Raw genomic sequence first — 24917 nt, 5'->3', positions numbered from 1 at the left:
CGGTCAGGCGTCGAGCACGCGGTCGAACTGCGTGGTGGTGTGGCGCAGGTGCGCCACCAGCTCGTCGCCGACCTTCGGCTCGGGGGCGTCCGAGGGCACGAACAGGATCGACACCTGCATGTGCGGGGGCTCCGCGAACCAGCGCTGCTTGCCCGCCCACACGAACGGCGACAGGTTCCGGTTCACGGTGGCCAGGCCCGCCCGGGCCACGCCCTTGGCGCGCGGCATCACGCCGTGCAGGGCCTTGGGGGCCTCCAGGCCCACCCCGTGCGAGGTGCCGCCGGCGACCACGACCAGCCAGCCGTCGGAAGCCGCCTTCTGCTGCCGGTAGCCGAACCGGTCGCCCTTGGCGACGCGCGTGACGTCCAGGACGGCTCCCCGGTACTCGGTCGCCTCGTGGTCGCCCAGCCACAGCCGGGTGCCGATCCGCGCCCGGAAGCGGGTCTGCGGGAACTGCTGCTGCAGCCGCGCCAGCTCCTCGGCCCGCAGGTGGCTGACGAACATGGTGTGCAGCGGCAGCCGGGCCGCGCGCAGCCGGTCCATCCAGCCGATGACCTCCTCGACGGCGTCCGAGCCGTCGGGGCGGTCCAGCGGCAGGTGCAGGGCGAAGCCCTCGAGCCGCACGTCCTCGATCGCCGAGTACAGCTGGCCCAGGTCCTGCTCGGAGATGCCGTGGCGGCGCATCGAGCTCATGCACTCGATGACCACGCGGGCGCCGACCAGGCCGCGGACCCCGTCCAGCGAGGACACCGACCGGATCACCCGGTCCGGCAGCGGCACCGGCTCCTCGCCCCGCCGGAACGGGGTGAGGACGAGCAGGTCGCCGCCGAAGAAGTCCTTGATGCTGGCGGCCTCGTACGTGGTCCCGACGGCCAGGACGTCGGCGCCCAGCCGGGTCGCCTCCTCGCACAGCCGCTCATGGCCGAAGCCGTAGCCGTTGCCCTTGCAGACCGGGATCATCCCGGGGAACTGGTCCTGGATCTGCTTCTGGTGCGCACGCCAGCGCGCGGTGTCGACGTAGAGCGTGAGCGCCATGCCCGTCCGGAGCCTCTCTTGAAAGCTGCAAGGTGCAGCGGTGCGGTGTGTGGGGGATGCGGAAGCAGGTCAGCGGCGCGACATGTAGATGTCGAGCGCCTTGTGCAGCATCTTGTTGAGCGGGAAGTCCCACTCGCCGACGTACTCGACGGCCTCGCCGCCCGTGCCGACCTTGAACTGGATCAGGCCGAACAGGTGGTCGTTCTCGTCCAGCGTGTCACTGATGCCGCGCAGGTCGTAGACGCTGGCACCGAGCGCGTACGAATCGCGCAGCATGCGCCACTGCATCGCGTTCGAGGGCCGCACCTCGCGCTTGTGGTTGGCGGAGGCGCCGTACGAATACCAGACGTGCTGGCCGACGGTGAGCATCGTGGCGGCGGCCAGCGGCTCCCCCTCGTGCTTCGCGATGTACAGCCGCATCCGGTTCGGGTCCTCGGAGTTGAGGGCCGTCCACTGGCGCTGGAAGTAGCTGAGCGGGCGCGGGCGGAACTTGTCGCGCTCGGCCGTGATCTCGTACAGCTCCTGCCAGACCGGCAGGTCCTCGTAGCCGCCCTGGACGACCTCGACGCCGGCCTTCTCGGCCTTCTTGATGTTGCGGCGCCACAGCTGGTTGAAGCCCTTGAGGACGTCGTCCAGCGAGCGGTTGGCGAGCGGCACCTGGAAGACGTAGCGGGGCTGCACGTCGCCGAAGCCGGCGCCGCCGTCCTCGCCCTGCTGCCAGCCCATGCGGCGCAGCTTGTCGGACACCTCGAAGGCGCGGGGCTCGATGTGCGAGGCCTCCACGTCCCGCAGGCGCTTGACCTCCGGGTCCTGGATCCCGGCCTTGATGGCGGCGGAGTTCCAGCGGCGGATGACGACGGGCGGACCCATCTTCACGGTGAAGGCGCCCTGGCGCTTGAGGTGGGCCAGCATCGGCTGGAGCCACTCCTCCAGGTTCGGGGCGTACCAGTTGATGACGGGGCCCTCGGGAAGGTAGGCGAGGTACCGCTTCACCTTGGGCAGCTGGCGGTACAACACGAGGGCGGCACCGACCAGTTCGTCGTTCTGGTCGAACCAACCGAGGTTCTCGGAGCGCCACTCGTTCTTCACGTCGGCCCACGCCGGGACCTGGCAGTGGCTAGCCGAGGGCAGGCTCTGGAGGTATCCCAGATGCTGCTCTCGGCTGATGGTCCTCAGGGACAGGCTCATGCGGGGCGTCTCCTCCGGCGGCTTCGCTGGCTATGGCGCGAAGCCTACTGCGACAAGGGCGCCACCCATCTGGGGGACGGGCCGGGCCCGGGCCGGTGTGAGGCCGGCGCCCTGTCGCCGAGGTGACCCGGTCAGCCCGCCCAGCCGCCGAAGAGACCGCCGTGCGCCATGCCGAGGTAGAAGCCCACGGCCGAGGCGCCAAGCCCGATGATCAGTGCGAAGCGCTCGCGTGTCGTCTCCGAGATGAACTGTCCGTACGCGCCGGTCAGGATGCCGACGAGCCCGGTCCACGAGCTGAGCAGGTGCAGATTGTCGAAGAATCCCGTGACGAACGCCACGGCGCCGAGCACCACGGTGGCCACCATGAGCGTGTCCTGCAGCGGATGGGGCTTGCCGTCGGTCGCGAGGAGCGAGATGGAGGACTGGGGTCGCATTGCCTGTGCCATCGGAAGGCACCTCCTGGCTGAAGCAGAGCGGTGCACGGAGCGCCTCCGGCAGGGGCCGAGGGCATAGCACCGAGCACACCCGATGAATACACAGTGTGGCCTCCTCCTGCCGGATTTCAACCGGAAGGAGTCGAGCAGGTAGTCTGTACAGCTGCGCGGTGTCTGCTCACAGACGCCGTGCGTACGCATCACGACCCTCCTGCCACGGAACGACCGTGGCCGCTGAGTCCAAAGGAGGTGGGTTCCACATGCGTCACTACGAAGTGATGGTCATCCTCGACCCCGATCTCGAGGAGCGCGCTGTCTCCCCGCTGATCGAGAACTTCCTCTCCGTCGTCCGTGAGGGCAACGGAAAGGTCGAGAAGGTCGACACCTGGGGCCGTCGTCGTCTCGCTTACGAGATCAAGAAGAAGCCCGAGGGCATCTACTCGGTCATCGACCTTCAGGCCGAGCCTGCGGTCGTCAAGGAGCTTGACCGACAGATGAACCTGAACGAGTCGGTTCTCCGGACCAAGGTCCTCCGCCCCGAGACCCACTGAACTTCGGTTCAGCGGTAATCGGGACCGAGTAGCACAGCAGCCCAGCAGCAATCCCCGCCGAGAGGTTCATCCATGGCAGGCGAGACCGTCATCACGGTCGTCGGCAATCTCGTCGACGACCCCGAGCTGCGCTTCACCCCCTCGGGTGCGGCGGTCGCGAAGTTCCGTGTCGCGTCCACTCCCCGCATCTTCGACAAGCAGACCAATGAGTGGAAGGACGGCGAAGGCCTGTTCCTGACCTGCTCGGTCTGGCGTCAGGCGGCGGAAAACGTCGCCGAGTCCCTTCAGCGGGGCATGCGCGTCATCGTGCAGGGCCGGCTGAAGCAGCGGTCGTACGAAGACCGTGAGGGAGTCAAGCGCACGGTCTACGAGCTGGACGTCGAGGAAGTCGGCCCCAGCCTGAAGACCGCCACGGCCAAGGTCGCCAAGACCACCGGCCGCGGTGGCCAGGGTGGATACGGCGGCGGCGGTCAGCAGCAGGGCGGCGGCGGTGGCTGGGGCGGAGCCCCCAGCGGCGGCGCCCCGCAGGGCGGCGGAGCTCCCTCCGACGACCCGTGGGCGTCCAGCGCGCCGGCCGGCGGCCAGCAGCAGGGCGGCGGCGGGGGCGGCTGGGGCGGAAGCTCCGGTGGCTCCGGCGGCTCCAACGGTGGCTACTCGGACGAGCCTCCCTTCTAGGGAAGCTCGCATCCCCACTTCTTGATCACACAGGAGAGACACAATGGCGAAGCCGCCTGTGCGCAAGCCTAAGAAGAAGGTCTGCGCGTTCTGCAAGGACAAGACCGCGTACGTGGACTACAAGGACACGAACATGCTGCGGAAGTTCATTTCCGACCGCGGCAAGATCCGTGCCCGCCGCGTCACCGGCAACTGCACGCAGCACCAGCGTGACGTCGCCACGGCCGTGAAGAACAGCCGTGAGATGGCACTGCTGCCCTACACGTCCACCGCGCGATAAGGAAAGGGTGACCGACTAATGAAGATCATCCTGACCCACGAGGTTACTGGCCTCGGTGCCGCCGGCGATGTCGTCGACGTCAAGGACGGTTACGCTCGCAACTACCTGGTCCCGCGTGGTTTCGCGATCCGCTGGACCAAGGGTGGCGAGAAGGACGTGGCGCAGATCCGCCGCGCCCGCAAGATCCACGAGATCGCGACCATCGAGCAGGCCAACGAGGTCAAGGCCAAGCTCGAGGGCACGAAGGTCCGTCTGGCCACCCGCTCGGGTGACGCCGGCCGTCTCTTCGGCTCCGTGACCCCGGCCGACATCGCCACGGCGATCGAGGCTTCCGGTGGTCCGAAGGTCGACAAGCGCCGCGTCGAGCTGGCTGCCCCGATCAAGACCCTCGGTTCGTACCAGGTCTCCGTGCGTCTGCACGCCGAGGTCGCCGCGAACGTGGGCGTCGAGGTCGTCGCCGCCTAAGTGCTGCGAGCGAAGGGCCGCACCCCTATGGGGTGCGGCCCTTCGTCGTTGTCGCGGGCTGTGGGCCATGTTTCACGTGAAACATGCCGAGAAGCAGCCGATGTTTCACGTGAAACATCGGCTCACGGATCAGTGGATCAGCGGGTCGACCCTGCTACCAGCCATCGGCCGGATCGTGCCCGCAGCTGGAGGGTGGCCATTCGGACCAGCATCATCAGGGTCATGGCCCACCACAGTGTGGTCAGATCGCCGCCGACGGTCGGGACGAGCAATGCCACCGGGGTGAACGCGGCCAGCGTCACGAGCATCGCCCGGGCGAGGTAGCGGCCGTCTCCCGCGCCCATCAGAACCCCGTCGAGCACGAACACGATGCCAGCCACCGGCTGGCAGAGGGCCACGACCAGCAGGGCGGGCAGCAGAGCGTCCTCGACCGCGGGATCGCCGGTGAAGAGCGGGATGAACAGCGGGCGGGCTGTGATCACCAGTGCCCCCAGGACCATCCCCGAGACGATGCCCCACTGCACGACGCGGCGGCAGATGGTCTTGGCGCCCTCGGTGTCGCCGGCGCCCAGGTAGCGGCCGATGATGGCCTGCCCGGCGATGGCGATCGCGTCGAGAGCGAAGGCGAGCAGGCTCCACAGGGAGAGCAGTATCTGGTGGGCTGCGATGTCCGCGTCGCCGAGCCGCGCGGCCACAGCGGTCGCGATCATCAGGACGGCGCGCAGCGACAAGGTGCGCACCAGCAGCGGCACGCCGGCCTGGGCGCAGGCCCGGATGCCCGCGGAGTCGGGGCGCAGGGAGGCCCCGTGCCGGCGGGCTCCGCGGACCACCACCACGAGATAGGCGCCGGCCATGGCGCACTGGGCGATCACGGTGCCCCAGGCGGAACCGGCGATGCCGAAGCCCGCGCCGTACACGAGGGCGCCGTTCAGGCCCGCGTTGAGGGCGAAGCCCCCGACGGCGACGTAGAGCGGGGTACGGGTGTCCTGGAGGCCGCGGATGACACCGGTGGCGGCCAGCACCATCAGCATGGCCGGGATACCCAGGGCGGAGATCCTCAGGTAGGTGACCGCGTACGGGGCGACGGTGTCGGAGGCTCCGAAGAGGGAGATCAGCCAGGGCGCCGTGGGGAGCACCACGGTGACGACGGCAGCCCCGATCAGGAGGGCGAGCCAGATGCCGTCCATGCCCTGCCGGATGGCTGCCGGGAGGTCTCCCGCTCCGACCCGGCGGGAGACGGCCGCGGTGGTGGCGTACGCGAGGAACACGAAGACGCTGACGGCGGTGGTGAGCAGGGCGGCGGCGATGCCGAGGCCGGCCAGCTGGGGGGTGCCGAGGTGCCCCACGATGGCGCTGTCTGCCATCACGAACAGGGGTTCGGCGACGAGGGCGCCGAAAGCCGGGACGGCGAGCGCGAGTATCTCGCGGTCGTGCTGTCTTGGGGCGGCCTTCAGTGGCGCGAGGGCCTGTGTCATGTGCTCAATCTAATCTTCCACAGGTAATGGATGCAACTGGTCTTGGACCCTTACCTGTGAGTTGACTCGCGTCTTCTCGGCACCCCGTTGGAGGCGATCTCGGGAACAGGGCCAAGAAATTTCTCCCCCACAGCCTCTGGAGGAAGAACATGCAGCTCAGGTCGGGTGTGTGGGTAGGGCAGGTGATTTTGTCCACAGCACCGTCCCCCGGTCCGTGCACAGCTTCCGGCGACTTACCCACAGCATTGGGTCCGTCATCCACATCTCATCCACACAGCCTGTGGATAACAAGATTGGCTGACGTCGCTCCCGGCCCTACCGTTGTGCGTTGCCCGACTCGCCGACTGCGGATTCGGGTGCCCCAAATGTCAGAGCCGTGCCCTAGAAAGAGTGGCACGGCGAGGTCCGCGTTGCGGACGGGAGGAGGCGGCCCGGTGAGCATGCCCGAGCCCATGGACGACCCCTGGGCCGACAGCGGTCCAGGTGACCGTCTGCCCGCCCGTTCGCGCCGTAACAGCGACAGCCGGGGCCGCGGGGACGAACAGCACGAGCGGGGCCGCGAGGGCGGCTCCTGGGACGGCGGTGGCGGCGGCTTCGAGCGCGTCCCGCCGCAGGACCTCGACGCCGAGCAGTCGGTGCTCGGCGGCATGCTGCTGTCCAAGGACGCGATCGCGGACGTGGTCGAGGTCATCAAGGGCCACGACTTCTACCGGCCCTCGCACGAGACGATCTACCAGGCGATCCTCGACCTGTACGCCAAGGGCGAGCCGGCCGACCCGATCACGGTCGGCGCCGAGCTGACCCGCCGCGGCGAGATCAGCAAGGTCGGCGGGGCCTCGTACCTGCACACCCTCGTTCAGTCCGTCCCGACCGCGGCCAACGCCGAGTACTACGCGGAGATCGTCCACGAGCGGGCCGTCCTGCGCCGCCTCGTCGCCGCCGGTACGAAGATCACGCAGATGGGATACGCGGCGGACGGCGACGTCGACGAGATCGTCAACAGCGCCCAGGCCGAGATCTACGCCGTCACCGAGCAGCGGACCTCCGAGGACTACCTTCCGCTCGGCGACATCATGGAGGGTGCGCTCGACGAGATCGAGGCCATCGGCTCGCGCAGCGGCCAGATGTCCGGCGTCCCGACCGGGTTCACGGACCTCGACTCGCTGACCAACGGCCTGCACCCGGGCCAGATGATCGTCATCGCGGCCCGTCCCGCCATGGGTAAGTCCACCCTCGCGCTGGACTTCGCCCGGGCCTGTTCCATCAAGAGCAACCTGCCGAGCGTGATCTTCTCCCTCGAAATGGGGCGCAACGAGATCGCGATGCGCCTCCTGTCGGCGGAGGCCCGGGTGGCCCTGCACCACATGCGCTCGGGCACCATGACGGACGACGACTGGACCCGGCTGGCCCGCCGGATGCCCGATGTCTCCGCCGCCCCGCTCTACATCGACGACTCCCCGAACCTGTCGATGATGGAGATCCGGGCGAAGTGCCGGCGCCTCAAGCAGCGCAACGACCTCTCGCTCGTCGTCATCGACTACCTCCAGCTGATGCAGTCGGGCGGCTCGCGCCGTCCCGAGAGCCGCCAGCAGGAGGTCTCGGACATGTCCCGAAACCTCAAGCTGCTGGCCAAGGAGCTCGAGGTGCCGGTGATCGCGCTGTCCCAGCTGAACCGTGGTCCCGAGCAGCGCACCGACAAGAAGCCGATGGTCTCTGACCTGCGTGAGTCGGGCTCGATCGAGCAGGACGCCGACATGGTGATCCTGCTGCACCGCGAGGACGCGTACGAAAAGGAGTCGCCCCGCGCGGGCGAGGCGGACCTGATCGTCGCGAAGCACCGTAACGGCCCCACGGCGACGATCACCGTCGCCTTCCAGGGCCACTATTCGCGGTTCGTGGACATGGCCAACACGTAGCATCCGATCATGGATGCCGTATCTGAGGATCTTGAACTGCTTCCCGCGACCCGGCGAGCGCTGCGGCACAGGATCGCCGTCGCGCAGAGCGAGGGACGAGCGCCGTCAGTGGTGGCGGCCGTGGCCCGCGGCGGCGAGGTGGTCTGGGAGGGCTCCCGGACCTCCGTGGAGGGGCACGGGCCCGACGGGAACGTGCAGTACCGGATCGGGTCGATCAGCAAGACCTTCACCGCTGTTCTGGTGATGCGACTGCGTGACGAGGGCCTGCTGCTGCTCGAGGACCCGCTGGAGAAGCACCTGCCCGGGACGGGCGCCGGCGAAGTGACCATCGCCCAACTACTGGCCCACACCGGTGGTTTGGCGGCGGAGACGCCGGGCGAGTGGTGGGAGCGCACGCCCGGCGCGCTGCGCCCCGGGCTTGACGATGTGCTGGGCGATGAGCCGTTTCGCTTCCGGCCCGGCAGGCGGCACCACTACTCGAACCCGGGCTACACGCTGCTGGGTTCGCTCGTGGAGGCCGTACGCGGGAAGCCGTGGGAAGAGGTGCTCCGGGCCGAGGTCCTGGAGCCGCTGGCTCTGGACCGTACGACGGCGCAGCCGCAGGCTCCGCACGCGGGCGGCTGGGCGGTGCACCCGTGGGCCGACGTGATGATGCCCGAGCCGCTGGAGGATCTGGGGCTGATGGCCGCGGCCGGGCAACTCTGGTCCACGACACGCGACTTGGCGCGGTTCGCCGTGTTCCTCGCCCGTGGCGACGAGCGGGTGCTGAGCGCGGAGAGCGTACGGGAGATGCGGACGCCGGCCTCTCCGCCGGAGCCCGGTTTCGCCGAACTCGGCTACGGGCTCGGCGTGCAGCTGGCCGACAGCGGCGGCCGCAGGCTCGCCGGCCACAGCGGATCGCTCCCGGGATTCGTGGCGGGGCTGTGGCTGAGCGAGGCGGACGACGTGGCGGCCGTGGTGCTGGCGAACTGTACGTCGGGGCTGCCCGCCGCGACGGTGGCCGCGGACCTGGTGTCCATCGTCGCGGACGCGGAACCGCGGTTCCCGCAGCCCTGGCGGCCGTTCCGGGAGGCCGATCCGGTCGCCCTGGAGCTGTGCGGCCCCTGGTACTGGGGTACGTCGGTGCAGGTGCTGAGGCTGAAGGCGGACGGGCTGCTGGAACTCGCCCCGGTGGGCGCGACGGGCCGGTCGGCCCGGTTCCGGGCCGAGCCCGGCGGCAGTTGGACCGGACTCTCCGGCTACTACGCGGGGGAGACGCTGCGGGCGGTCCGCCGCGAGGACGGTTCGGTCAGCCACCTCGACCTGGGCTCGTTCGTGTTCACGAGGGAGCCGTACGACGCCCAGGCCCCGGTGCCCGGAGGGGTGGACCCGCAGGGCTGGCGGGGCATCGGCTAGCGCTCGGCCGGCAGGCTCAGGCGACGAGTTCGCGCTCCAGCGGGGTGCGGAAGCGCGGCGTGATCCGGGTGTCGCCCACCCACCGGGCGAGGCCGGCCGCCTCGGCCGTGATCGCCTCCTCGGCGACGCGGCCGGGGTCGGCCAGTAGCCGCCAGACGATCTCGCCGTCCGCGCGCTGGGCCCAGCCGCCGACGATCTCGCCGTTCCACCAGACCGTGGGGCCGATGTTGCCGGCGTAGTCGAAGAAGGCGGGCCGGTGGGCGGGGTCGAGGTGGAAGCCCCGGTCGGCCCAGCCCATGCCGCTGGGGTCGAGTCCGGGCAGCAGTGCGGCCCAGGGCTCCGGGGCGGGTTCGGGCGCGGTGTCGCCGGGGCTGACGAGGGCGGTGCTGCCGTCGTCGAGACGGACCTGGTCGGGGCCGACGGCGGCGAGGGCCTTGCGGACGTCGGTGAGGGTCCAGCCCGTCCACCACTTGAGGTCCGCCTCGGTGGCCGGACCGTAGGCGTGCAGCCAGCGCCGGGCGATCTCGGCGCGGGCCTCGGCTGCGGGCACGGCGGGCCAGGGCTCGGTGTGCACCCAGCGGAACTGGCTGGAGGTCCACGATCCGCGCGGCCGGTCACGGCGGATCCGGCCGTCGGCGGCCAGCAGCCGGATGACACGGGTGGCGACGCCGGTCTCGGTCTCGTACTTCTTGCCCCGGCCGATGGTGATCTTCTCGCGCAGTGCGGGCACGGCCGCCGAGAGCTGGCTGCCGGTGCAGGGGCCGCCGGTGTCGAGGGCGTCGAGTGCGGCGGTTTCGGCCCGGGCCAGCCAGGCTGCATCGAGGCCCTGGCCGTCCTCGTCGAGGTGCTTGAGGAAGGTACGGCGCTCCTTGACGGCGATGCCCCGGGCGGTCGAGGCGTCCACGTACGGGGCGAGTTCCGTGGAGACGGCGAAGAGCGTATTGCGCATGCTGAGCAGCCGGACGAGCGAGACGTCCTCGTAGAGCGCCTGCTCGACGGCGGCGGGGCCGCCTTCCGTGAGCCGGGCGCGGGCGGAGAGGAACACGGTCGCGGCATCCGTGGCGTGCAGTGCCACGACGGCGTCCGCAGCCTGGGCGACCGTGGCCGCATGCGCCGAGGGAGCCAGTCGGTGTCTGCGGCCGAGCCGGTGGCGACGCTCGGCGGTGGTGACGAGGGGGAGGCTGGGGCTCATCCTCCCGATCGTAGGCCGGGCCACCGACGCCGGCCCGGCCTTCCGTACGGGCGATCAGAGAGAGAGCTTGAATCCGACGTGGGACGCGGTGAACCCGAGCCGCTCGTAGAAGCGGTGGGCGTCGGTACGGGTCACGTCCGAGGTGAGCTGGACGAGTTGGCAGTTCTCACGGCGTGCCCGCTCGACGGCCCATTGGATGAACCGGGTGCCCAGGCCGCTGCTGCGCTCGTCGGCGTGGACGCGGACCCCTTCGATGATCGCGCGGGTGGCTCCCTTGCGGGAGAGTCCGGGGACGATGGTGAGCTGGAGCGTGCCCACGACGCGGCCCTCGCGGACCGCCACGACCACGTGCTGGTGGGGGTCGTCGGCCAGGCGTTTGAAAGCCTCGATGTACGGGGTGAGGTCGTCGGGGGATTCGCGGGTGGCGCCGAGGGGGTCGTCCGCGAGCATGGCGACGATGGCGGGCAGGTCCTCCTCGGCGGCGGGGCGGATGGCCGGTTCGTCGGGGTCGGTCATGGAGGCGTCCTTTCTCAGCCTGCTGCAACGGTGAGCGGGGCCCAGCGGCGGGTCCAGTCGCCGGGGAGACCGGGGATGTCGCGGGTCATGACGGCGTTGAAGGCGACGGAGCCGAGGCCGCGGTCCTTGAGCCAGGTCAGGAGCTCCTCGTGGCGTACGTCGATGTCGGTCCGCAGCGGCCGGTCGGTGACGGCGGCGAGAGCGGTGACGAGTGCCTGGGCGCCGGCCGTGTCACGGGCGATCAGCGGGCCGATGACGTGGTTCTCCATGTTGGGCCAGATCGCGGCATAGCCGACGAGCTCGCCCCGGCCGTCCTCGGCGACCAGCAGCCGGTCCGCGAAGGCGGGAAGCCGCGTGATCATGTGGGTCCGGTCGGTACCGAAGACCTCGGTGTCCAGGCGGAGGATCCGCTGGATGTCCTCGCCGGTCGCCGGCCGGACCGCCACGGAGCCCGGTTCCGGAGTCGCGGGGTCCTGGCGGAACGTGCCCCGGAGCATTTCCGCGCGGCCTGTGGTGTCGAAACCGAGCTCCTCGTAGAGGGGGCGGCCGTAGGGAGTGGCGTGCAGGGTGAGAGGGACGCCCTTGAGGAGGTCGTCGCAGATGTACGTCATCAGACGGCGGCCCAGGCCCTGGCGGGCATAGCGCTCGGCGACGAGGACCATTCCGATGGCGGCCAGTTCCGGGCCGGCGTGGGAGTGGCCGTACGAGGTGACGACACAGGCGGCGGCGAGCCCCTGTCCGTCGGGGGCATCGATGCCGTAGCCGCTGCCCGCGGCGAGGAGCAGCCCCCACTTGTGGTCCTCGCGCGGCCACCCGCGGTCTTCGGACAGGTCGGCGCAGTGGCTGAGGTCGTCCACGGTCAGCGCACGGATCGGCAGGTCGGTCAGGTGTGGTGGTGTCACCGGCCCAGAGTGGATCACCGGATGGAGGGCGTCCAGAGGATTTGGGGCGCATGTTTCACGTGAAACATCCCGATGTCTCTCCGTCGGCACCCCGGTGAGGTCCCTGTGGGACCAGGCGATGTTTCACGTGAAACATCGCTGTTCCTGCCCCGGCCACGGCCAGGAGGCGCCCGCGGTGAAATGAACCGGCTAGCCTCGACTGCCATGACTCTCCTGCACCTTTTCGATCTCGACGGGACGCTGATGTACGGCTCGGCGGCGCCGGTCGAGATCTCCCGACAGCTCGGCCTGAGCGCGGAGATCGCCGAATTGGAGCGATCGTTCGGAGCGCGGGAGATCGGGCCGCACGAATTCTCGGTGGCGGCGCATGCGCTGTGGGCAGGGCTGACGCCCGCGCATGTCCGGGCGGCGTTCGACAAAGCTCCCTGGCTGGCGGGGATTCGCGAGGTGTGGCGGGAGATCAGGGAGCGCGGGGACTACTGCGCGGTGATCTCGCTGTCGCCGTCGTTCTTCGTGGAACTGCTGCTGGAGTGGGGCGCGCATGCCGCACACGGCTCGGTCTTCCCGGAGGTGCCCTTCACCCGGCCCGTGGACGCGAACGGGATCCTGACGCCCGAGGGCAAGGTCACGGTGGCTGACCGGCTGTGCGCGCAGTTCGGGGTGAGCCGGGCCGACTGTGTCGCGTACGGGGATTCGTCGACCGACGCCGTGCTGTTCGAGGCCGTTTCGGTGTCGGTGGCAGTCAACGCGCGGCCGTATCTGGCGGAGCGGGCGACGTATGTCTACGAGGGCCGGGACCTGCGAGAGGCATATCAGCTGGTCGGGGCGGCCCGCCCGGAAGTCCAAGCATCTTAGGAGGAAAGTGGGTTCGAAACGCGGATTTTCCGCGTTTCCCCGCGGGTGGTTGGGGCGGCTGGCAGGCTTTGAGGCCCGGAACCACGGATTCGAAGGCCGTGGCGTGCTTACCGACCGAGATGTTCGAAGCGAGGCACCGCATGGACGCTCCGCCCACCAGATCGGCCAGACGGACGGCCCGGATACCGTCCGGGGGCGGTGCGGTCGAGCCCTCCCCGGACGCGGTGCTGATCCGCCGGACCCTCGAGGAAATCGCACCGATCGCCGACAAGGTGACCTCGTACTTCTACGCCCTGGTGTTCACGAGGCACCCGGAGGTGCGGGGCATGTTCCCGGCCGCCATGGACGCACAGCGCGACCGGCTCCTGAAGGCGCTGCTGACCGCCGCCGAGCACATCGACAACCCGGACGTGCTCGTTCCCTATCTGCGCCGACTGGGTACCGGGCACCGCAAGTACGGCACGGCGGCAGGGCACTATCCGGTGGTGGGCGAGGCCCTGATCGGCGCCTTGGCCCGGTACGCGGAGCACAGCTGGGGGCCGGAGGCACAGGCCGCATGGGTGCGGGCCTACACCGCGATGTCTCAGATCATGATCGACGCGGCGGCGGAGGACGAGGTGAAGACCCCTGCGTGGTGGCACGCGGAGGTGGTCTCGCACGATCTGCGCACCCCGGACATCGCGGTGCTGACCGTCCGCCCCGATCAGCCCTACTCCTTCCTGGCGGGCCAGTACACGAGCCTGGAGACCCCCTGGTGGCCCCGGGTGTGGCGGCACTACTCGTTCGCCTCGGCCCCGCGCGCCGACGGACTGCTGTCCTTCCACGTCAAGGCCGTTCCGGCGGGCTGGGTCTCCAATGCGCTGGTGCGGCATGCCCGGCCCGGCGACGTGCTGCGGCTCGGGCCGCCGGCCGGGTCGATGGTGGTGGACCACACCACCGACAACGGGATGCTGTGCCTGGGCGGCGGTACCGGCATAGCCCCGATCAAGGCGCTGATCGAGGACGTGGCGGAGCACGGTGAGCGCCGCCCGGTGGAGGTGTTCTTCGGGGCGCGCAGCGACGGCGACCTGTACGACAAGGACACCCTGCTGGGGCTGCAGCGTTCGCATCCATGGCTGTCGGTGCGCCCGGTGGTCTGCGAGGGCCTGGCGGGGCAGCTGCCGCAGGCGGTCGGTGAGCATGGGCCCTGGAGCTCGTACGACGCGTTCATCTCGGGGCCGCCCGCGATGATCCGCAGCGGTGTCGACGAGCTCAAGCGGATCGGGATCCCCGGCGACCGGATCCGCTTCGACGCGCTCGAGGAGCTGGTGGGCGCGGCCGGCTGAGACCCGGGCCGACACGGCCCGGGCCGAGCTCAGCCCAGGTCGGGGGCGTGCATGGCGCGCACGCCCTCGATGTTGCCGTCGAGGTAGTGGCGCAGGGACAGCGGGACGAGATGGACGGTGGCGATGCCGACCCTGCTGAAGGGCACGCGGACGATCTCGTACTCGCCTGCGGGCTCGTCCACTTCGGGGCCGTGCCGCTGGCTGGGGTCCATGGATTCGAGGTGGCAGACGAAGAAGTGCTGCACCTTCACTCCGGTCACTCCGCCGTCGGCGATGTGCTCGACGGTGTCGACGAAGCAGGGCACCACATCGGTGATCTTCGCGCCGAGTTCCTCGTGGATCTCTCGGTGGAGGGCGTCGACGACGGTGGCGTCCGAGGACTCCACTCCCCCGCCGGGGGTGAGCCAGTACGGGTCGACGCCGGGCTTGGTGCGTTTGATAAGGATCAGGTCGCCACCGTCGAGCAGGATCGCGCGGGCGGTGCGTTTGACCACGGGACGTTCGGTCATGGGAGAAGAGTGGCCCAGACTGCGGTGTCTGAAACGCTTGTCGGCGAAACGCGCCGCACGCCGGAAGCGGAGGCTCACCAGTGCGCGGCGGCGCGCAGCAGCCGGTCGTGCGCACGGGCGAGGTGGGCGAGGGCGAGGCTGCCGGCCCGTACGACGAGGAACCAGGTGCGCAGCGGTGGTACGGGCGGCTCGAGCAGGGCGACGATCTGCCCGCGGTCGAGGGCGTCCTGGCACAGATATCGAGGCAGGACGGCGAGTCCCGCGCCGGCCCGGACGCATTCCAGTACGGCCCTGAGATCGGGGGCGACGACGGTGGCGGCATCGGGCCGGGTCCCGGGGCGGGTCTCGAAGACCGCGGCCCAGTAGCGGGCGACGAGCGGCAGGGTCTCGTGGACCTCGACGAGCGGAATGCCGTCGAGGGCGGCAGGGCCGGTCTCGCGCAGCCGGTCCGGATCGACGAGGGCGGCCCAGTAGGGCGCGGCGACCAGGACGTGCTCCTCGTCGCACAGGGCGGTCGTGCTGAACAGTCCGCCGCGCGGCCGGGCGGTGGTGACGACGAGGTCGTGGTGGCCGGCGGCGAGCCCGTCGAGGGCCTCCTCGGCGCCGGTCTGCAGGACGGTGCGCAGGGTGTGGCCCTGTCCGACGAGCGGTGCGAGAGCGGGCAGGACGCGCAGGCACAGGAATTCGGGGGGACCGGCGACGTGCAGGGTGCGTAACGTACCGGCCGCCTCCCGCTCCGCCTCGGTGATCCGCAGCAGGGCGTCGAGGTGTGGGGCGGCCTTGTGGGCGAGTTCGTCGCCGACGGCGGTGGGGGTGACCCCGCGGGCCCTGCGGTGGAACAGCGGCCGTCCCAGCTGGCGTTCGAGGGTTCGGATCTGGGACGTGACGGCGGGCTGGGACAGCCCGAGCAGTGCGGCGGCCCGGGTGAACGAGCCCGCCCGGTGCACGGCGACGAAGGTGCGCAGCAGGGCCAGGTCCATGAAGGCCCCTCTCGGTGGGGGCCTTCAACTATAAATATGCCGATAGGCCCCTGTCGTTACCGTGATTGGACTCTGCCGCCGGGTCAACTAGCCTTGGGCGCGTGGTTCTTCGCGCGCAGAACCCGGGCGGTCCGAGCCACTAGGGGGGAGGCTCGGACCGCTCCATGTCTGCTGCCGCTCAGGCGCCGGCGCCCGCGGCGTCGAGGGCGCGCAGCACGTCCGCGACCAGGTCCCCGGTGTCCTCGGCCCCGGCGGACAAGCGGATGAAACCCTCCGGGACGGGGTCGCCGCCCCACCGTCCGCGCCGTTCCGCGGTGGACCGTACGCCGCCGAAGCTGGTGGCGTCCTCGACCAGGTGCAGGGCGGCCATGAAGCGTTCGGCGTGTGCGCGGTCGGGCAGGGTGAAGGAGACGACGGATCCGAAGCCGCGCATCTGCCGGGCGGCCGTCTTGTGCGACGGGTCCGCCGGCAGCCCCGGGTAGCGCAGCCCGGTCACGTCTGTACGGTCGGCCAGCGCCTCGGAGACGGCCAGCGCGTTGGCCCACTGGCGCCGGGCGCGCAGCTGGATCGTGGCCAGGGAGCGGTGGGCGAGCCAGGCCTCCATCGGGCCCGGGATCGCACCGACGATCTTGCGCCAGCGCCGGATGGTGGCGGCGAGTCCCGGGTCGCGGCAGACGACGTAGCCGAGCAGGAGGTCGCCGTGGCCGGTGAGGCCCTTGGTGCCGCTGGCGACGGAGAAGTCCGCGCCGAGTTCCAGGGGCCGCTGGCCGAGCGGGGTGGCGAGGGTGTTGTCGACGGCCACCAGGGTGCCGCCCGCGTGCGCGGCCTCGACCAGGCGCCGTACGTCGCACACGTCGAGCCCGGGGTTGGAAGGGGTCTCGATCCACAGCAGCCTGGCCCCGTCGAGGACGGCGAGCTGCCCGTCGTCGCCGGTCGGGGCGGTGCGGACGCGGATCCCGTACGCCTCCAGCTGCTCGCGGACCAGCGGCAGCGCCTGGTAGCCGTCGTCGGGCAGGACGACGGTGTCCCCGGTGCGGGCCTGGGAGAGCAGGACGGCGGAGACCGCGGCCATGCCGGACGCGAAGACGATGGTGTCCACGCCGTCCTGGCCGGGGGCTTCGAGTTCCCCGATGGCCCGTTCCAGCAGGGTCCAGGTGGGGTTGGTGTCGCGGCCGTAGGTGTACGGGCCCTCGACGTCGCCGGGGAGGTGGAAGTGGGCGGCGAAGACGGGTCCGGGCAGGGGCGGTTCGTTCTTCACGGGCTCGGGCAGTCCGGCGCGCACGGCCCGGGTGCCGTCGCCGAGCCCGTCCGCCGTGGCGGCCCCGGCCGCTGCTGTTGATGCCTGGTCGGCGTGGTCGTTCACGCGGTGTGCTCCTTCACTGCCTCGCGTACGGCGTCCAGCAGGCCCGCACTCGCCGCCTCGACGAGCTCCAGGCACAGCTCGAACCCGTCGAGGGGGGCGTAGTAGGGATCCGGTACATCGGTCTCCGCGGCCGTGGCCGCCGGGTCGTACGACCGCAGCAGCCGTACCTTGGCGGCGTCCTCGGGGGTGGGTGCGAGCGCCCGCAGGTCCCGCAGGTGCCCGGCGTCGAGCGCTATGACGAGGTCGAGACCGCTGAACCACGAGGCCCGGAACTGCCGGGCCCGGTGGGTCTGCTCGTACCCGGCGGACTCGAGGACGGAGACGGTGCGCGGATCGGCGCCGTCCCCCTCGAACCAGCCGCCGGTGCCGGCGCTGTCCACCTCGACGAGAGCATCGAGCCCGGCCTCGGTGAGGCGGGCGCGGAAGACGGACTCGGCCATGGGCGAGCGGCATATGTTGCCCGTGCAGACGAAGCACACGCGGTACATGGGCGGTCCGTTCAGTTCTTGTCGGGCAGGGCCATGTTCACGGCCCAGGAGACGACGGAGATGATCAGGCCGCCGACGAGCGCGGTCCAGAAGTTGTCGACGTGGAAGCTGAGGTCGAGCTGCGTGGCCAGCCAGGAGGTCAGCAGCAGCATCAGGGCGTTCACGACGAGGGTGAACAGTCCGAGGGTGAGGACGAACAGGGGCAACGAGAGGAGCCTTACAACGGGCTTGACAATGATGTTGACCAGGCCGAAGACCAGTGCGACCAGGATCAGCGTGAGGGTCCTGCGGCCCAGGGAGCTGTGGTCGTCGAGCGTGATGCCGGAGAGCAGCCAGATGGCGACGGCCAGGGCTGCGGCGTTCGCGAGCGTCTTGACTACGAAATTCGTCATGTGTCTGATCGTGGCAGAGAAGATCCCGGTGGGACATCAGCAGATCAGCGGATGCCAGGGAACGCGAGAGAGCAAGGGGCACAACGAAGATGAAGGCCTTCCGGCTGGACGAGCTCGAGGCGGAGCGGCTCGCGAACGACGGCGCCTATCTGCAGTTCCTGCGCGAACGGAACATGTCGGTCGGGCTGTACGCGCTCGACGCCGGGCAGAGCGACCCGCAGCAGCCGCACCGCCAGGACGAGGTGTACTTCGTGGTGAGCGGCCGCGCCTCGATCACGGTCGGGGAGGAGACGACGACGGTGGCCCGCGGCAGCGTCGTCTACGTCCCGGCCGGGGTGGTGCACAAGTTCCACCACATCACCGAGGATCTGCGGGTACTTGTGGTGTTCTCCCCGCCGGAGGCATAGCCGGGGGCCCCGGACCGAGGGTCGGACCCCTGGTCCCCTAGGGGGCGGATCAGGGGACTCCGGGGGCTCGAGGGCCCCCGGGCGCCTTCGCGGCCTCCTAGCATCGAGAGCAGGAAGTCACGGCTCAGGAAGAGGTTGAGGACATGGACGGCATCCGACAGACATTCGCAGGCATGCCCTGGTGGGTTAAGTGGGTCGCGATCCCGCTTCTGGTGCTCTTCGTCTTCGGCGGTGTCATCACCAGCATCCTCGGTGCCCTGATCGGGTTCGCCTTCAAGCTGCTGCTCTTCGTCGGCCTCGTCGGCGGCCTGGTCTTCCTCGTGAAGAAGTTCAGCGGCAGTGGTACGAAGTCCTCGTCCGGCGACTGGTAGGACCCGGGGTCAAGCCCGGGGACTAACCCAGGCGGGGGAACGTGAGGTGGCAAACCGCTCACACCGCGGGAATCGGCGGATAGGGTGGCAATCTGTGCCGTTCCCTTGGGTCGAAGGCCGGTAATGCCGCCCTGACCTGCGGCTCTCTCCAGTACCGGCTGAGCATCACCTCCAGGAACCACGGCATGTGCGGGGGCGGCCCCCGCAGGGCGGGCCCTCCCAAGGCCCGCCGCCACGCCTGGGGGTGAGCTTTGTCTTCGGTTCACAATGCCGGTGTGCCAACGCTGATCGGTTCGGTGCAGCGAGCGTTGAGACTGCTCGAAGCAGTGGGCTCCCACAGCGAGGGAGCCCCGGCGAAACAACTGGCGCGCGAGGCCGGGCTCCCGCTCCCCACCGCGTACCACCTGCTGCGCACGCTCACCCACGAGGGCTATCTGCGGCGCGAGGGCGGAGTGTTCGTTCTCGGTGCCGCCGCAGGCCGGCTCGCGGGCGGCGGACTGCAGCAGAAACGTCGCAGCATGATCCTCGACTCTCTCGCGCACTTCCGCGACGCGGTCGGGGCCCCCGTCTACTTCGCGGTGTTCCGCGAAGGTGAGATCGAGCTCGTGGGCGTTTCGGACACCCCGGCCAGTCCTGCCGTCGAGGAGTGGGCCGATTTCCGTGCGACCGGCCATGCGCACGCCATCGGGCAGTGCCTGCTGGCCCAGCTGGACGAGGAGACGCGCAAGGAATACTACGACCGGCACCCGGTCGAGGCCGTCACCCGGTACACCGTCCGAGACCAGCGCGCCCTGGAAGACCGGATCGGGTCCCTCGGTCGCATGCAGCCGGTTACGGAGCGTCAGGAGTACGCGCTGGGCACGGTGTGTGCAGCCATCCCCATCACTGCTGGCGATACCGCCGCAACCATGGCGATTTCCCTCCCTTTGCACCAGGAGGAACGATTGCTATGTGTGGTCGATCGGCTACGGAGTGAAGTAGGCGCGCTGTTGAGCACCCTCTCGTTCTCTATCAGTATCTGAAAACTCACTCCTTGTGATCTGCAAGCGCGTCCACCACCCTTGTCAAGAGGGCCCTGGGGGATCATTCCTGGCCACTTCCACTACAGCGGGGTAGTCAATGCGCGAGTCGGTACAGGCAGAGGTCATGATGAGCTTCCTCGTTTCCGAGGAGCTCTCGTTCCGGATTCCGGTGGAACTCCGGTACGACACCCGTGACCCCTACGCGGTGCGCCTGACGTTCCACCTTCCCGGAGACGCGCCCGTGACCTGGGCGTTCGGCCGGGAGCTCCTTCTCGACGGCATCAACAAGCCGTGCGGTGACGGCGATGTGCACATCGCCCCCACCGACCCCGAGGAGCTGTCCGACGTCCACATCCGGCTCCAGGTCGGCTGCGACCGGGCTCTGTTCCGCGCCGGCGCAGCGCCGCTCGTGGCGTTCCTCGACCGCACCGATCGGCTTGTTCCGCTCGGTCAGGAGCGCAACCTCGGCGACTTCGAGGAGAACCTCGACGAAGCGCTGGACAGGATCCTGGCCGAGTCGCGGCAGAACGAGCAGAACGCGGGCTGAACGGACCGGACGCGCCGAGCTGCCCCGGGCCCCCGAGCACCCCGGGTCTCTCAGCGCTTGCGCCGCCGTCCCCGGCCCCCGCGGACCGGCCCCGAGGCCGCCGCTCCGGCCGGGGACCCCGGCCGGTCGGCAGAAACCACCAGCGCGGCAAGCGCCGTTGTCACCGGGACCGAGGCCACCAGGCCGATCGACCCGACGAGTGTCCGTACGATCTCCTCCGCGACCAGTTCGCTGTTGGCCACCGAACCCATGCTGCTGTTCGCGATCGAGAACAGCAGCAGCAGGGGCAGCGCTGCGCCCGCGTAGGCCAGTACCAGGGTGTTGACCACCGAGGCGATGTGGTCGCGGCCGATCCGGATGGCCGCACGGTACAAGGCGCGGGACCCCATCGACGGGTCGGCCTGGTGGAGTTCCCAGACCGCCGAGGTCTGGGTGACCGTCACATCGTCGAGCACACCCAGCGATCCGATGATCACGCCTGCAAGCAGCAGGCCGCTCATGTCGATGTCCGGGTAGAGCCCGTGGATCAGCCCGGTGTTGTCGTCGGTGTTGCCGCTCAGGAACGCCCAGTCGACGAACACCGAGCCCAGCAGCCCGATCAGCAGCAGCGAGACGAGCGTGCCCAGAACGGCGACGGAGGTACGGGCACTCAGTCCGTGACACATGTAGAGCGCGATGAGCATGATGGCGCTGGCACCGACGACCGCGACGAGCAGCGGGTTCGAACCCTGCAGGATCGCCGGGAGGATGAAGAGCGTCAGCACACCGAAGCTGATGGTCAGCGCGATCAGCGCGAACAGGCCGCGCATCCGGCCGACGACGACCACCGCAACGGCGAAGATGGCGGCCAGCACCGCCAACGGCAGCTTGCGGTTCACGTCGATCACGGAGTACTGGAGATCCCGGGGCGCGTCCGGGGCGTACGCGACGACCACCTCCTGGCCGTTCTCCAACTGCCGTGGAGCGCCCGGCTGGACGATCTCGAAAAAGGTGCGGCCTTTGTCGGATCCGGTGGTGACCTCGATGGTGGCCTTCTTGCACTCGCCGGTCTGCGCGGCCTGGGCCTCACGGCCCTCCGGGGTGGAGGGGCTGCCGGTGGTCGGCACCTGCGAGGCATTCACGGATTTGCAGTCGACCTGTTCGAGCGCGACGACCTGGCCCTGCTGGGTCTGCCGGTCGAAGCCCACCCCGGAGCGCTCGTGGGCGGGGGCGCCGCCCGGCCAGAGCACCACCATGCCGACGAAGACGGCGGCGGCGAAGGGGATCAGTACGGCCGCGATGACCTTGCGCAGGTGCTTCGAGACGGGTGCCGCCGGCCCGTGGCCGTGCGAATGACCATGGGATTGGCCCTGGGACGGGCCGTGCGACGGGCCGTGGTCATGCCCGGGGGCCGCGTGTGCGTGGTCGGTGTGACCCGTGGGCTCGGTGGGCGAGGAGGGATGCTGCGGCGAGGACGTCACCGGCAGATCATCGCAAGAGTTGAGGGGGCCTACTGTTCAGCACGCCACAGATGACGCTAGCGTGGGGGCACCTTTGCACAACGCGGGAGCTCGGAGCACCGGGCTGAGAGGGCGCTGATCACCGTACGCGCAGCACACATGCGTACGGGAAGAGGCTGCGTCGACCGCCGAACCTGTTACCGGGTAATGCCGGCGTAGGGAGATCAGGTCTCATGACCATTCAGGACGCACGCACGCCTGCCGTCAGCCAGGACGCCGACGGCCGGACCGAGCGCCAGCCGGGCTGGCACAAGGGCTACGTGGCAGGCTCCCGCCCCGACATCCGGGTGCCGGTCCGCCAGGTCCACCTCACCAACGGCAAGGATGTGACGCTCTACGACACGTCCGGGCCGTACACCGACCCGCAGATCGAGACCGACGTGCGGCGCGGCCTGCCGCCGCTGCGCGAGAACTGGATCATCAGCCGCGGCGACACCGAGGAGTACGCGGGCCGTCCCGTGCGCCCCGAGGACGACGGCATCAAGCACACCTCGCCGCGCGGTGGTCTCAAGAACCTCGACGCGGTCTTCCCGGGCCGCCCCCGCCAGCCCCGCCGCGGCCGTGGCGGCGCCGCCGTCACGCAGCTCGCGTACGCCCGCCGCGGTGAGATCACCCCGGAGATGGAGTACGTCGCGATCCGCGAGAACGTCTCCCCCGAGGTCGTCCGCGAGGAGATCGCCGCAGGTCGCGCCGTGCTTCCTGTGAACGTGAACCACCCGGAGATCGAGCCGATGATCATCGGCAAGCGGTTCCTGGTGAAGGTCAACGCCAACATCGGCAACTCCGCCGTCACCTCCTCCATCGAGGAGGAGGTCGACAAGATGACCTGGGCGACCAAGTGGGGCGCCGACACGGTCATGGACCTCTCGACCGGCCGCAACATCCACACCACCCGCGAGTGGGTGCTGCGCAACTCCCCCGTGCCGATCGGCACCGTGCCGCTGTACCAGGCGCTCGAGAAGGTCGACGGCCGCGCCGAGGACCTGACCTGGGAGATCTACAAGGACACGGTCATCGAGCAGGCCGAGCAGGGCGTCGACTACATGACGGTCCACGCCGGCGTGTTGCTGCCGTACGTGCCGCTGACCGCCCGCCGCAAGACCGGCATCGTCTCGCGCGGCGGATCGATCATGGCCGCGTGGTGCCTGGCGCACCACAAGGAGAATTTCCTCTACACGAACTTCGAGGAGCTCTGCGAGATCCTCGCGACGTACGACGTCACGTACTCGCTGGGCGACGGCCTGCGCCCCGGCTCCATCGCCGACGCCAACGACGCGGCGCAGTTCGCGGAGCTGAAGACGCTGGGCGAGCTGAACACGATCGCCAAGCGGCACAACGTACAGACCATGATCGAGGGCCCGGGTCACGTCCCGATGCACAAGATCAAGGAGAACATCGACCTCCAGCAGGAGATCTGCGAGGAGGCGCCGTTCTACACGCTCGGCCCGCTGACCACGGACGTCGCCCCGGCGTACGACCACATCACCTCGGGCATCGGTGCCGCGATGATCGCCTGGTGGGGCACCGCGATGCTCTGCTACGTCACGCCCAAGGAGCACCTGGGCCTGCCCAACCGTGACGACGTGAAGACCGGCGTCATCACGTACAAGATCGCTGCCCACGCGGCGGACCTGGCCAAGGGCCACCCGGGCGCCCAGGAGTGGGACGACGCCCTGTCGGACGCGCGGTTCGAGTTCCGCTGGGAGGACCAGTTCAACCTGGCCCTCGACCCGGACACGGCCCGTGAGTTCCACGACGAGACGCTCCCGGCCGAGCCGGCCAAGACCGCGCACTTCTGCTCCATGTGCGGTCCGAAGTTCTGCTCGATGAAGATCTCCCAGGACATCCGCCGTGAGCACGGCGGAGACCTGAAGGCCGATGAGATCGAGGCGGGCATGGCGGAGAAGTCCGCCGAGTTCGCGGCGAGCGGCAACCGGGTGTACCTCCCGCTGGCGGACTGACCCGACGGCTGCGGTGGCGCTGCTCCGGGGAGGAGGAGGGGACTCCCCGGAGCAGCGTCCCGGGGCCGGAACTGCTTGCGCTGGAGTGCACTCCAACTCCTACAGTGCGGCCCCATGACCATGAGATACCGCAGTCTGGGTGGGACCGGCATAGAGGTCAGTGCACACTGCCTCGGCACGATGATGTTCGGATCGGTGGGGAACCCGGACCACGACGAGTGCGCGCGGATCATCCACGCCGCACTCGATCAGGGCATCAACTTCGTCGACACCGCGGACATGTACTCCGCCGGGGAGTCCGAGGAGATCGTCGGCAAGGCGCTCAAGGGGCGGCGCGACGATGTCGTGCTCGCCACCAAGGTCCACTTCCAGATGGGGGAGGGGCGCAACCGCAGCGGGAACTCGCGGCGGTGGATCGTGCAGGCCGTCGAGGACAGTCTGCGGCGGCTGGACACCGACTGGATCGACCTCTACCAGGTGCACCGGCCCGACCACTCGACGGACGTCGAGGAGACCCTGTCGGTCCTCGGAGATCTGGTGAGGGCGGGCAAGATCCGTGCCTTCGGCTGTTCCACCTTCCCCGCCGAGGAGATCGTCGAGGCGCATCACGTCGCCGAGCGGCGGGCTCTCCCGCGGTTCCGGACGGAGCAGCCTCCGTACTCGATCCTCGCGCGCGGGGTGGAGGCCTCCGTGCTGCCGGTCGCCCGGCGGTACGGGATGGGCGTACTGACCTGGAGCCCGCTCGCCTCCGGCTTCCTGAGCGGCAAGTACCGGCTCGGCGCGCCCGTCGACATGAGCTCGGGGAGGGCGGCCCTGACTCCCGCGCGCTTCGACCCGGCGATCCCCGGCAACGTCGCGAAGCTGGAAGCCGCGGAAAAGCTCCTCGAGCTCGCCGACGGCATCGGCTGCACGCTGCCCGAGCTGGCGGTCGCCTTCCCGGTCGCGCATCCCGCAGTCACCTCGGTGATCATCGGTCCGCGGACCATGGACCAGCTGAACTCGCTGGTCAAGGGTGCCGGACTGGTCCTCGACGACGCGGCGCTTGACCGGATCGACGAGATTGTGCCGCCGGGGACGAACCTCTACCACCCGGACGGCGTGTGGCGCCCGCCGGCTCTGACCGACACCGTGCAGCGGCGGCGGGCCCCCGGGGACCGGTCGGCGGGTTAGGCGG

Annotated in this window: 27 protein-coding genes and 1 riboswitch; of the genes, 14 read left to right on the top strand and 13 right to left on the bottom strand. The window is 69.8% G+C overall.

The window, feature by feature from the left end; genetic code table 11:
* Positions 1-3 precede the first annotated feature (3 nt).
* The 3 genes from AB0M76_RS01250 to AB0M76_RS01240 all read right to left on the bottom strand — a co-directional run bounded on the left by AB0M76_RS01250 (position 4) and on the right by AB0M76_RS01240 (position 2669).
* On the bottom strand, positions 4-1035 hold the full coding sequence (locus AB0M76_RS01250; RefSeq protein WP_365950930.1) for an alanine racemase: 1032 nt from the start codon (positions 1033-1035) through the stop codon (positions 4-6).
* A 69-nt stretch (positions 1036-1104) separates the two neighbouring features.
* Positions 1105-2223 (bottom strand): peptidoglycan bridge formation glycyltransferase FemA/FemB family protein, encoded by a 1119-nt coding sequence (locus AB0M76_RS01245; protein WP_030153200.1) that lies wholly within the window; start codon positions 2221-2223, stop codon positions 1105-1107.
* Positions 2224-2354: 131 nt separating this feature from the next.
* On the bottom strand, positions 2355-2669 hold the full coding sequence (locus tag AB0M76_RS01240; protein WP_365950929.1) for a hypothetical protein: 315 nt from the start codon (positions 2667-2669) through the stop codon (positions 2355-2357).
* 248 nt (positions 2670-2917) lie between these two features.
* On the opposite strand from AB0M76_RS01240, the gene rpsF reads away from it, so the two are divergent.
* From rpsF to rplI, 4 genes are all read left to right on the top strand, one after another.
* Positions 2918-3208 carry a 30S ribosomal protein S6 gene (rpsF, locus tag AB0M76_RS01235; RefSeq protein ID WP_004950685.1) on the top strand — a complete coding sequence of 97 codons (291 nt, stop codon included), beginning with the start codon at positions 2918-2920 and terminating at the stop codon, positions 3206-3208.
* 72 nt (positions 3209-3280) lie between these two features.
* Positions 3281-3883: a single-stranded DNA-binding protein gene (locus AB0M76_RS01230; RefSeq protein ID WP_365950928.1), complete on the top strand. Its 603-nt coding sequence runs from the start codon at positions 3281-3283 to the stop codon at positions 3881-3883.
* A gap of 43 nt (positions 3884-3926) precedes the next feature.
* On the top strand, positions 3927-4163 hold the full coding sequence (rpsR, locus tag AB0M76_RS01225; protein WP_005315025.1) for a 30S ribosomal protein S18: 237 nt from the start codon (positions 3927-3929) through the stop codon (positions 4161-4163).
* Between the two features lie 18 nt (positions 4164-4181).
* Complete coding sequence (rplI, locus tag AB0M76_RS01220) at positions 4182-4628, top strand: 50S ribosomal protein L9 (RefSeq protein WP_266665753.1); 447 nt, start codon at positions 4182-4184, stop codon at positions 4626-4628.
* Between the two features lie 137 nt (positions 4629-4765).
* On the opposite strand, the gene AB0M76_RS01215 is transcribed toward rplI, so the two are convergent.
* The gene (locus tag AB0M76_RS01215; RefSeq protein ID WP_365950927.1) at positions 4766-6103 is read right to left on the bottom strand and encodes an MATE family efflux transporter; all 1338 of its coding nucleotides are present in this window, start codon (positions 6101-6103) and stop codon (positions 4766-4768) included.
* A 452-nt stretch (positions 6104-6555) separates the two neighbouring features.
* Here AB0M76_RS01215 and dnaB point away from each other — a divergent pair, with 452 nt between their 5' ends.
* Positions 6556-8019, top strand: a complete 1464-nt coding sequence (gene dnaB, locus AB0M76_RS01210; protein ID WP_352211594.1) for a replicative DNA helicase — start codon at positions 6556-6558, stop codon at positions 8017-8019.
* A gap of 9 nt (positions 8020-8028) precedes the next feature.
* Positions 8029-9414: a serine hydrolase domain-containing protein gene (locus AB0M76_RS01205; RefSeq protein WP_365950926.1), complete on the top strand. Its 1386-nt coding sequence runs from the start codon at positions 8029-8031 to the stop codon at positions 9412-9414.
* Positions 9415-9430: 16 nt separating this feature from the next.
* Here the strand turns inward: AB0M76_RS01205 and AB0M76_RS01200 are convergent, their stop codons facing one another.
* From AB0M76_RS01200 to AB0M76_RS01190, 3 genes are read right to left on the bottom strand one after another with little or no spacing between them, the layout of a single operon-like run.
* Complete coding sequence (locus AB0M76_RS01200) at positions 9431-10606, bottom strand: winged helix DNA-binding domain-containing protein (protein ID WP_365950925.1); 1176 nt, start codon at positions 10604-10606, stop codon at positions 9431-9433.
* Between the two features lie 54 nt (positions 10607-10660).
* Entirely contained in the window at positions 10661-11122 is a 462-nt protein-coding gene (locus tag AB0M76_RS01195) for a GNAT family N-acetyltransferase (RefSeq protein WP_365950924.1), read from the bottom strand.
* Between the two features lie 14 nt (positions 11123-11136).
* Positions 11137-12024 (bottom strand): GNAT family N-acetyltransferase, encoded by an 888-nt coding sequence (locus AB0M76_RS01190; RefSeq protein WP_365950923.1) that lies wholly within the window; start codon positions 12022-12024, stop codon positions 11137-11139.
* A gap of 204 nt (positions 12025-12228) precedes the next feature.
* Between AB0M76_RS01190 and AB0M76_RS01185 the strand changes: the two genes are divergently transcribed.
* Positions 12229-12879 carry an HAD-IB family phosphatase gene (locus tag AB0M76_RS01185; RefSeq protein WP_365950922.1) on the top strand — a complete coding sequence of 217 codons (651 nt, stop codon included), beginning with the start codon at positions 12229-12231 and terminating at the stop codon, positions 12877-12879.
* A gap of 119 nt (positions 12880-12998) precedes the next feature.
* Positions 12999-14204, top strand: a complete 1206-nt coding sequence (locus AB0M76_RS01180; protein WP_365950921.1) for a globin domain-containing protein — start codon at positions 12999-13001, stop codon at positions 14202-14204.
* Positions 14205-14233: 29 nt separating this feature from the next.
* On the opposite strand, the gene AB0M76_RS01175 is transcribed toward AB0M76_RS01180, so the two are convergent.
* From AB0M76_RS01175 to AB0M76_RS01155, 5 genes are all read right to left on the bottom strand, one after another.
* Positions 14234-14713: an NUDIX hydrolase gene (locus AB0M76_RS01175; RefSeq protein ID WP_365950920.1), complete on the bottom strand. Its 480-nt coding sequence runs from the start codon at positions 14711-14713 to the stop codon at positions 14234-14236.
* Positions 14714-14787: 74 nt separating this feature from the next.
* Positions 14788-15693: a LysR family transcriptional regulator gene (locus tag AB0M76_RS01170; protein ID WP_365950918.1), complete on the bottom strand. Its 906-nt coding sequence runs from the start codon at positions 15691-15693 to the stop codon at positions 14788-14790.
* 178 nt (positions 15694-15871) lie between these two features.
* Positions 15872-17056, bottom strand: coding sequence for a cystathionine gamma-lyase (locus tag AB0M76_RS01165; RefSeq protein WP_365950917.1), 1185 nt, complete (start codon positions 17054-17056; stop codon positions 15872-15874).
* Positions 17053-17544 carry a low molecular weight protein-tyrosine-phosphatase gene (locus AB0M76_RS01160; RefSeq protein ID WP_365950916.1) on the bottom strand — a complete coding sequence of 164 codons (492 nt, stop codon included), beginning with the start codon at positions 17542-17544 and terminating at the stop codon, positions 17053-17055. The genes AB0M76_RS01165 and AB0M76_RS01160 overlap by 4 nt, the downstream gene beginning before the upstream one ends.
* A gap of 11 nt (positions 17545-17555) precedes the next feature.
* Complete coding sequence (locus tag AB0M76_RS01155; protein WP_365950915.1) at positions 17556-17936, bottom strand: phage holin family protein; 381 nt, start codon at positions 17934-17936, stop codon at positions 17556-17558.
* A gap of 89 nt (positions 17937-18025) precedes the next feature.
* Between AB0M76_RS01155 and AB0M76_RS01150 the strand changes: the two genes are divergently transcribed.
* The 4 genes from AB0M76_RS01150 (at position 18026) to AB0M76_RS01135 (ending at position 20283) form a co-directional block, all read left to right on the top strand.
* Positions 18026-18343 (top strand): cupin domain-containing protein, encoded by a 318-nt coding sequence (locus AB0M76_RS01150; RefSeq protein WP_030153240.1) that lies wholly within the window; start codon positions 18026-18028, stop codon positions 18341-18343.
* Between the two features lie 143 nt (positions 18344-18486).
* Complete coding sequence (locus AB0M76_RS01145) at positions 18487-18714, top strand: DUF5326 family protein (protein ID WP_365950914.1); 228 nt, start codon at positions 18487-18489, stop codon at positions 18712-18714.
* A 275-nt stretch (positions 18715-18989) separates the two neighbouring features.
* Complete coding sequence (locus AB0M76_RS01140) at positions 18990-19736, top strand: helix-turn-helix domain-containing protein (protein WP_365950913.1); 747 nt, start codon at positions 18990-18992, stop codon at positions 19734-19736.
* A 97-nt stretch (positions 19737-19833) separates the two neighbouring features.
* On the top strand, positions 19834-20283 hold the full coding sequence (locus AB0M76_RS01135) for an SsgA family sporulation/cell division regulator (protein ID WP_365950912.1): 450 nt from the start codon (positions 19834-19836) through the stop codon (positions 20281-20283).
* A 50-nt stretch (positions 20284-20333) separates the two neighbouring features.
* Here the strand turns inward: AB0M76_RS01135 and AB0M76_RS01130 are convergent, their stop codons facing one another.
* Positions 20334-21743 carry a YibE/F family protein gene (locus AB0M76_RS01130; RefSeq protein ID WP_365950911.1) on the bottom strand — a complete coding sequence of 470 codons (1410 nt, stop codon included), beginning with the start codon at positions 21741-21743 and terminating at the stop codon, positions 20334-20336.
* Positions 21744-21815: 72 nt separating this feature from the next.
* Positions 21816-21961, top strand: a riboswitch (TPP riboswitch).
* Here AB0M76_RS01130 and thiC point away from each other — a divergent pair.
* Positions 21956-23743 carry a phosphomethylpyrimidine synthase ThiC gene (gene thiC, locus AB0M76_RS01125; protein ID WP_365950910.1) on the top strand — a complete coding sequence of 596 codons (1788 nt, stop codon included), beginning with the start codon at positions 21956-21958 and terminating at the stop codon, positions 23741-23743. It overlaps the preceding riboswitch by 6 nt.
* 120 nt (positions 23744-23863) lie before the next feature.
* Positions 23864-24913, top strand: a complete 1050-nt coding sequence (locus AB0M76_RS01120; RefSeq protein ID WP_365951368.1) for an aldo/keto reductase — start codon at positions 23864-23866, stop codon at positions 24911-24913.
* Positions 24914-24917 lie beyond the last annotated feature (4 nt).

This window comes from Streptomyces sp. NPDC051364, from assembly GCF_040682115.1.
In the GTDB taxonomy this organism is placed as follows: Bacteria; Actinomycetota; Actinomycetes; order Streptomycetales; family Streptomycetaceae; genus Streptomyces.
Note: the sequence above shows the minus strand (reverse complement) of the source record. Positions and strands in the feature narration are given on the sequence as shown.